The following is an 8,567-nucleotide window of genomic DNA, read 5'->3' on the forward strand; positions in this document are numbered from 1 at the left end:
GGCAGAAAACCATAAAAAAGGGCACGTATGACGACGTTAAACTGCAAGGTGACTTCGGTCGAAGCGATTACGGATACCGTTTACCGCGTTCGTTTGATTCCGGCGGCGGATTTTACTTTCCGCGCGGGGCAATATCTGATGGTGGTGATGGATGAGCGTGATAAGCGCCCCTTCTCACTGGCTTCAACCCCGATGGAAAAAGACATCATTGAGCTGCACATTGGCGCATCTGACCTCAATCTCTACGCGATGGCGGTGATGGATCGCATCAAAAACGATCGTCAAATCACGGTGGATATGCCGCATGGCGATGCCTGGCTGCGTGAAGACAGCGATCGCCCCATTATTCTGATCGCGGGCGGCACCGGTTTCTCCTATGCACGTTCGATTCTGCTGACGGCACTGGCGCAGCAGCCAGACCGCGATATCGCCATCTACTGGGGCGGCCGGGAATTGATGCATTTGTACGATCTGGATGAGTTGAACGCGTTGGCGGTCAAGCATCCTCATCTCAAGGTGATTCCGGTGGTAGAACAACCCGCAGAGGGTTGGGATGGACGTAGTGGCACGGTGTTGACCGCCGTGATGCAGGACTATGAAACTCTCAGCGAGCACGATATCTATATTGCGGGCCGCTTTGAGATGGCAAAGATTGCACGTGAGCGTTTTTGTGCGGAACGTGGTGCAGTTGAAGCGCAGATGTTTGGCGATGCGTTTGCCTTTATCTGAGTAAAAAAGCCCGCCCGAAAGGGCGGGAACACGTGCTTCAACGTATTAAACGCGTTCGAACACCGTCGCGATCCCCTGGCCTAAGCCAATGCACATGGTCGCGAGACCAAATTGCGCATCACGACGTTCCATCAGATTGAGCAGCGTCGTGCTGATACGCGCCCCCGAACATCCCAGCGGATGCCCCAGCGCAATCGCGCCGCCATTCAAATTCACTTTCTCATCAAGCTGATCCAGCAATCCCAAATCCTTAATGCACGGCAGTGTCTGCGCGGCAAAGGCTTCGTTAAGCTCAAATAGATCAATATCCTGCACGCTTAATCCGGCACGCTTCAGTGCCAGTTTGCTGGCTGGCACTGGACCGTAACCCATGATGGAAGGATCACAGCCGACCACCGCCATGCTGCGAATACGTGCACGCGGGGTCAGGCCGAGTTCGCGCGCGCGGCTTTCACTCATGATCAACATGGCAGCCGCGCCATCGGAGAGTGCCGATGATGTACCCGCCGTAACGGTGCCGTTGACCGGATCAAACGCGGGACGCAGCGCAGCCAACCCTTCCAGCGTGGTATCTTCGCGGATCACTTCATCCGTTTCATAGCGTTTCAATACGCCGTCGGCATCGTGGCCATAGGTCGGCACGATTTCACGTTTGAAATCGCCACGTTGGGTTGCGGCCCAGGCGCGCTGATGTGAACGCAGCGCAAAGGCATCCTGCTGCTCACGGGTGATGTGATGCATGCGCGCCAGCATTTCAGCGGTTAATCCCATCATGCCTGCGGCTTTTGCCACGGTGCGGCCCAAACCCGGATGGAAATCAACGCCGTGGCTCATGGGCACATGGCCCATATGTTCGACGCCGCCAATCAAACAGCTGTGCGCATCGCCCACCATAATGGCGCGTGCCGCATCGTGCAGCGCCTGCATTGACGAACCGCACAAGCGATTCACCGTGCTGGCTGGCACGCGGTGCGGAATTTCGGCCAGCAGTGCTGCGTTACGCGCAATGTTGAAGCCCTGTTCCAGCGTCTGCTGCACGCATCCCCAGATGATGTCATCCAGAGAGGCCGGATCAACGCCGGGGTTGCGGCTCAGCAGTTCGCGCATCAGATGCGCCGAGAGATCTTCCGCGCGTACCTGACGAAACGCGCCGCCTTTTGAGCGTCCCATTGGTGTGCGCACTGCATCAACTATGACTACCTTTTCCATATTCATTACCTCAGGCACTTTGCAGTGTCGCTTCGTCAATCGGTTGGGCTGCGGGATACCAGCTTTGCTGTTGATGCGCTTTGTGCACTAACAGTTCGGGTAACGCATACAGCGGGCCAAGGGAGAGATATCGTTTGGCCTGGTCGACCAGATTGCTGTTGCCGAGCGTGTCCATATAACGGCAGGCACCCCCTCGGAACGGAGGGAAACCGAGGCCGTACACCAGCGCCATATCGGCTTCAGCCGGTGAGGCGATAATCTTCTCTTCGAGGCAGCGCACCACTTCATTGAGCATTGGCAGCATCATGCGGTTAGCAATGTCCTCATCGCTGAACACGCGTTTCGGCTCGCAAATCGGTTCCAGCAGCGCATCAACAGCCGGATCGGTTTTCTTCTGGGCTTTGCCTTTTTTATCTTGCTCCCAGCTGTAAAAGCCCAGGCCGTTTTTCTGGCCGTAGCGTTTGGCTTCAAACAGCACATCAATCGCGTCGCGGTAATCCTTCTGCATGCGGGAAGGGAAGCCTTGCGCCATGACCTGTTGTGCGTGATGGGCGGTATCAATGCCCACCACATCCAGCAACCAGGCCGGGCCCATAGGCCAGCCGAACTGTTTCTCCATCACCTTATCGATCTGACGGAAATCAGCGCCATCGCGTAGCAGCAGGCTGAAAGCGGCAAAGTAGGGGAACAACACACGGTTCACAAAGAAACCTGGGCAGTCATTCACCACGATCGGCGTTTTGCCCATCTTGCTGGCCCAGGCCACTACTTTACTGATGGTGGCTTCTGAGGTCTGCTCGCCACGGATGACCTCAACCAGTGGCATGCGTGGTACGGGATTAAAGAAGTGCATGCCGCAGAAGTTTTCTGGGCGCTGCAGCGATTGCGCCAGCTGGCTAATCGGAATGGTCGATGTGTTGGAGGCGAGTACGGCATCATCGCGCAGATGTTGCTCGGTTTCTGCCAACACTTTGGCCTTGATTTGCGGGTTCTCGACCACGGCCTCGACCACCACATCGGCACGTTCGAAACCGGCGTAATCCAGCGTAGGTTGAATCGTCGTGAGGACGCTCGCCAGTTTGGCACCGTTAATCTTGCCGCGTTCCAGTTGCTTGTTAAGAAGGTTGCTGGCTTCCGTCATCCCCAGCGTCAGCGCCTGCGGATTAATATCTTTCATTTTCACCGGCACGCCTTTCCATGCCGACTGATAAGCAATCCCACCCCCCATAATACCTGCGCCTAACACGGCGGCCTGCTGCGGTGCACCGGCTGCGTTGCTGTGCTTTTTCGCCAGGCCTTTGACATATTGATCGTTCAGGAAGATACCGACCAGCGCGCGCGCCACATCGCTTTGTGCCAGCGGCACGAATGCAGCGGTTTCCAGTTTCAATGCATCGTCACGACGTAAACCGGATGCCGCTTCAATGGTTTTCACCGCGGTGATAGGCGCGGGATAATGCTTGCCTGCTGTTTGCATCACCATGCTTTTGGCAATGGTGAAGCTCATCGCCGCTTCAATCGGGCTTAATTTCAGTGGGGCCAGCTTAGGTGCCCGGCGCGCCTGCCAGCTGCCTTGCGCAACGGCATCCTGCAACATTGTGAGTGCTGCAGCGCGTAGCTTTTCGCTGCTCACGACCGCATCGACCAGACCGAGTTGCAGGGCGCTGGTGCCATCAACATCTTTTCCTGCGGCAATGATTTCCAGTGCGCTATCAGCGCCGAGCAAACGTGGCAAGCGCACGCTGCCGCCAAACCCCGGCATGATGCCCAGTTTGGTTTCCGGTAAGCCGATGCGTGCAGCAGGCGTCGCGACGCGGAAATCTATCGCCAGCACACACTCGCAGCCGCCGCCCAGCGCGTAGCCGTCAATCGCAGCAACAGTCGGCACCGGCAAATCTTCCAGGCGATTGAAGATGCTGTTGGCAAACGCCAGCCATTGGCTCAGCTTCTCTTCTGGCGCATCAAACAGCGACAGGAATTCGGTGATATCGGCACCGACAATGAATGCCGGTTTGGCCGAGGTGAGCAGCAGGCCACGCAACTCGGGCTGTTGCTCCAGCACGCTGAGTGCATCGCCCAATGAGGCAACTGTTTTGGTGTCGAGTTTGTTCACTGAACCGGGGGCATCGAAAATCAGCTCGGCAATGCCGTCATCAAGCCAGTGAACTGAAAGGGTATCGCCTTGGTAGAGCATGTCCGTCTCCTGAAACCGCGAAAGGTGATCTGGTCATACCAGATGAGTTGGAGTGTGGGCGGCATGTTAATTTTTTGCAAACGAGTCTTTGCTTATTTGATACGCCGATCACAGCGAGTGCAGCACGGCAACAGACTTGAGGCTGTGCTACACTGCGGCCAATTTCGCGATATCGGAGACAAGTCCATGGATTCACTGAAAACCCTGTATCACGCGCATATCAATACGCTGCAACAGCGAGCGCAACAGGTGCTGGCACGCTTTAAACTTGATGCGATGTTGATTCACTCTGGCGAGCTGTTAACCGTTTTTCTCGACGATCACGACTACCCGTTTAAGGTGAATCCGCAATTCAAGGCTTGGGTTCCTGTCACACAAGTGCCTAACTGCTGGTTATGGATCGATGGCGTTAACAAGCCAAAATTGTGGTTCTACTCACCTGTGGATTACTGGCATAACGTCGAGCCATTGCCCAACAGCTTCTGGACTCAGGATGTTGAGGTGGTGGGCCTGAAAGATGCCGATGAGATTGGGCAACTGCTGCCGGCTCAGCGCGACAATGTGGCTTATATCGGACCTGTGCCCTCCCGCGCCACACAACTCGGCATCAATAGCGATCGCGTGAATCCAAAAGGCGTGATCGACTTCCTTCATTACCATCGCAGCATCAAAACGGATTACGAACTGGCCTGTATGCGCGAAGCGCAGAAGCTGGCGGTTGCAGGACATCGTGCGGCGAAAGAAGCCTTCTTCTCAGGTATGAGTGAGTTCGATATCAACCAGGCGTATCTGACGGCAACTGGCCATCGTGATACGGATGTGCCCTACGGCAATATTATCGCGCTTAACGAACATGCTGCGGTGCTGCACTACACCAGGCTCGACCATCAGCCACCGGCGAAGCGCCACAGTTTCCTGATTGATGCGGGTGCGGAATACCTTGGTTACGCCGCCGACCTGACGCGCAGCTATGCAGCCCAAAGCAAATCGCGTTATGCCGAAATGGTAGAGGCGATGAATAAAGAAGAGCTGGCGCTGATTGCAACGTTGAAAGCGGGCGTGCGTTACACCGATTACCATTTGCAAATGCATCAGCGTATTGCCCGTCTATTGTTGAAGTTCGATTTGGTGAAAGGTCTGACCGAAGAGACGCTGGTGGCGGAAGACCTGACGGGTCCGTTTATGCCGCACGGTTTGGGCCATCCGCTGGGCTTACAGGTGCATGACGTCGCAGGCTTTATGCAGGATGACAATGGCACGCACCTGGCGGCACCATCACAGTATCCTTATCTGCGTTGTACCCGCGTACTGGAGCCGGGCATGGTGCTGACCATCGAGCCTGGTTTCTACATTATCGATTCACTACTGGCAAAACTGCGTGGTGGTAAATACAGTCAGTACTTTGACTGGCAGGCGATCGACGCATTGAAACCGTACGGTGGTATTCGTATCGAAGATAATGTGGTGATCCATGCCAATCGCGTTGAAAACATGACGCGCGATCTGCATCTGGCCTGATGGATGCGTACGATATTCCCGCTGAGGCTGTGAGCCTCAGCGAGGAAACCATCAAGAAAAGCCGCTTTATGACTTATCTGGCGCATACCGTTGGCGTTGAGGCGGCGCGTGCGTTTGTCCAGCAGGTGAAGTTGGAACATCCTGCGGCGCGCCATCACTGCTGGGCGTGGGTTGCCGGTGCGCCGGATGATTCGCAGCAGCTGGGTTTCTCCGATGATGGTGAGCCTTCTGGTACGGCGGGAAAACCGATGCTGGCACAGCTAATGGGTAGCGGCGTCGGTGAAATCACCGCAGTGGTAGTGCGCTATTATGGCGGCATCATGCTGGGTACCGGTGGATTAGTAAAAGCTTATGGCGGCGGCGTGCAGCAGGGGCTGAAGCAACTGATGCGTGCGCGTAAAGTGCCGATGCAATCTTTTACCTTACAATGTGATTATGCCCAGTTGAGTGATATCGAGCGTCTGTTGCAACGCTTTGACGGCATCATTGAAGAGAGCCATTATCAGGATCGTATCGCGCTACGTCTGGCGTTGCCGCATCCGCAAGTTGATGGCTTTCGGCAAAACCTTTCTGATTACAGCCGGGGCGCGCTGACGCTCATCCCGCTGGACAACTAAAAGCATCTGTTTAAAGGAACGGCTGAATGCATTTTCGCGCCATTACCCGCATCGTGGGACTGTTGGTAATTTTATTCTCGGTGACGATGATCCTACCGGGGCTGGTGGCCTTAATTTATCGCGATGGCGCCGGACGCGCGTTTAGCCAGACCTTTATGATGGCGATTGTGATTGGTTCGCTGCTGTGGTGGCCTAATCGCAAAAAGAAAACCGAACTTAAACCGCGCGAAGGGTTTCTGATCGTCGTGCTGTTCTGGACGGTGCTGGGTAGTGTGGGTGCGATGCCTTTCATTTTTGCCGAACAGCCGCACCTTTCGGTTACCGATGCTTTCTTCGAATCCTTCTCTGGGCTGACCACCACGGGCGCCACTACGTTGGTGGGCCTTGATACCTTACCGAAAGCGATTTTGTTCTATCGTCAGATGCTGCAATGGCTGGGCGGTATGGGGATCATTGTACTGGCGGTGGCCATCTTGCCGATTCTGGGCGTGGGTGGCATGCAGCTTTATCGTGCTGAGATGCCGGGGCCGTTAAAAGATAACAAGATGCGCCCGCGTATTGCGGAAACGGCTAAAACGCTGTGGCTAATCTATGTCTTACTTACCGTGGCCTGTGCGGTGGCGCTGTGGCTGGCGGGCATGCCGGTGTTTGATGCCATCGGTCACAGCTTCTCGACCATCGCGATTGGTGGCTTTTCTACACATGATGCGAGTATCGGCTACTTCAACAGTCCTACCATCAATACCATCGTGGCGGTGTTCCTGCTGATCTCGGGCTGTAACTATGGCTTGCACTTCTCTTTATTGAGCGGCCGCAGCCTCAAAGTTTACTGGCGCGATCCCGAATTTCGCATGTTTATTGGCGTACAGCTGACGTTAGTGCTGATCTGTACGGTAGTGCTGTGGTTCCACAACGTCTATGCCAGCGGTTGGCAAACATTGAACCAGGCCTTTTTCCAGGTGGTGTCGATGGCAACGACTGCTGGCTTTACCACCGATAGTATTGCGCGCTGGCCATTATTCCTGCCTGTACTGTTGCTCTGTTCGGCTTTTATCGGCGGTATGGCGGGATCGACTGGCGGTGGCTTGAAGGTGATTCGTATTCTGCTGCTGTTTAAGCAGGGGTCGCGTGAGCTTAAGCGTTTGGTGCATCCGAACGCGGTCTACACCATCAAGTTGGGTAATCGCGCACTGCCGGAGCGTATCCTTGAAGCGGTATGGGGATTCTTCTCTGCTTATGCGCTGGTGTTCTTACTCAGCATGCTGGCGATTATCGCGACGGGCGTCGATGACTTCTCCGCTTTCGCTGCGGTTGCCGCAACGCTGAATAACCTCGGCCCAGGCTTAGGTGTTGTAGCGGATAACTTTACGTCTATGAATGACGTCGCTAAGTGGATTTTGATTTTAACCATGCTTTTTGGACGCCTTGAGGTGTTCACACTGCTGGTCCTGTTCACCCCGACCTTCTGGCGTGAATAAGAGAAACAGGATTATCTAATGAAAGCATTGATTCTATATTCCAGCCGTGATGGGCAAACCCGTGAGATCGCAGCGCGTATTGCACAGACGCTAGCGCCGCAGCAGCTGTGTGACGTGATTGATTTACTGGAAGTACAGCAGGTTGAGTGGTCGCAGTATGATCGCGTGCTGATTGGCGCTTCAATCCGTTACGGACATTTCCATCCGGCATTAATGAAGTTTGTTACTCAGCATAAGGCTGAGTTGCATCAGCGCGTTAGTGGCTTCTTCAGCGTCAATCTTACGGCGCGTAAAGCGGATAAGTGCACGCCAGCAACCAACGCCTATACGCATAAGTTCCTGGAGCAGTCACCCTGGCAGCCAGATTGCTGTGCGGTGTTTGCCGGCGCGTTGCGTTATCCCCGCTATCGCTGGTTTGACCGTGCCATGATTCAACTAATTATGCGTATGACGGGCGGTGAGACCGATACCTCTAAAGAAGTTGAATACACCGATTGGAATAAAGTCGCGGTTTTTGCCCAGGATTTTGTGCAGTTACCAGGCAAATCGTTGTGAAATAAAGCGTTGTGGCTAAATTTAGGTCGAACGATCATTTTTTTGCAATAAACCCTTGTCAGCTCCGAATAACTCCCTATAATGCGCCACCACTGAGACGGCAAAGCGGCAACGCAGACGGCTCAGCAGGGAGTGAAGAAATTCATCCCGCCGGAGAAAAACGCTGAAAAAAAGTGTTTGACTCTGAAGGAGGAAAGCGTAATATACGCCACCTCGCAACAGCAGCTTAAGGCGCTGATTGCACCGCTCTTTAACAATTTATCAGAC

At 54.6% G+C, this 8,567-nt stretch carries 7 protein-coding genes; 5 read left to right on the forward strand and 2 right to left on the reverse strand.

Going from position 1 to position 8,567, the window contains the following annotated elements:
* Positions 1-27: 27 nt before the first annotated feature.
* Positions 28-729 (forward strand): NAD(P)H-flavin reductase, encoded by a 702-nt coding sequence (fre, locus tag H7A81_RS04040; RefSeq protein ID WP_097118532.1) that lies wholly within the window; start codon positions 28-30, stop codon positions 727-729.
* 45 nt (positions 730-774) lie between these two features.
* Here the strand turns inward: fre and fadA are convergent, their stop codons facing one another.
* Together fadA and fadB are read right to left on the reverse strand one after the other, a co-directional pair.
* Positions 775-1,938: an acetyl-CoA C-acyltransferase FadA gene (fadA, locus tag H7A81_RS04045; RefSeq protein WP_182056795.1), complete on the reverse strand. Its 1,164-nt coding sequence runs from the start codon at positions 1,936-1,938 to the stop codon at positions 775-777.
* Positions 1,939-1,948: 10 nt separating this feature from the next.
* Positions 1,949-4,132 (reverse strand): fatty acid oxidation complex subunit alpha FadB, encoded by a 2,184-nt coding sequence (fadB, locus tag H7A81_RS04050; RefSeq protein ID WP_182056797.1) that lies wholly within the window; start codon positions 4,130-4,132, stop codon positions 1,949-1,951.
* A gap of 186 nt (positions 4,133-4,318) precedes the next feature.
* On the opposite strand from fadB, the gene pepQ reads away from it, so the two are divergent.
* Genes pepQ through hemG form a run of 4 tightly spaced genes read left to right on the forward strand, consistent with a single transcriptional unit; the run spans position 4,319 to position 8,300 of the window.
* The gene (pepQ, locus tag H7A81_RS04055; RefSeq protein WP_034827944.1) at positions 4,319-5,650 is read left to right on the forward strand and encodes a Xaa-Pro dipeptidase; all 1,332 of its coding nucleotides are present in this window, start codon (positions 4,319-4,321) and stop codon (positions 5,648-5,650) included.
* Positions 5,650-6,267: an IMPACT family protein gene (locus H7A81_RS04060; protein ID WP_182056799.1), complete on the forward strand. Its 618-nt coding sequence runs from the start codon at positions 5,650-5,652 to the stop codon at positions 6,265-6,267. Before pepQ ends, H7A81_RS04060 begins: the two co-directional genes overlap by 1 nt.
* Positions 6,268-6,293: 26 nt before the next feature.
* Positions 6,294-7,745, forward strand: coding sequence for a Trk system potassium transporter TrkH (gene trkH / locus H7A81_RS04065; protein WP_034827948.1), 1,452 nt, complete (start codon positions 6,294-6,296; stop codon positions 7,743-7,745).
* Between the two features lie 18 nt (positions 7,746-7,763).
* Entirely contained in the window at positions 7,764-8,300 is a 537-nt protein-coding gene (gene hemG, locus H7A81_RS04070) for a menaquinone-dependent protoporphyrinogen IX dehydrogenase (protein ID WP_166936624.1), read from the forward strand.
* Positions 8,301-8,567 lie beyond the last annotated feature (267 nt).

The sequence above is a fragment of the Pantoea sp. ME81 genome, assembly GCF_903970985.1.
Taxonomy (GTDB): domain Bacteria; phylum Pseudomonadota; class Gammaproteobacteria; order Enterobacterales; family Enterobacteriaceae; genus Pantoea; species Pantoea communis.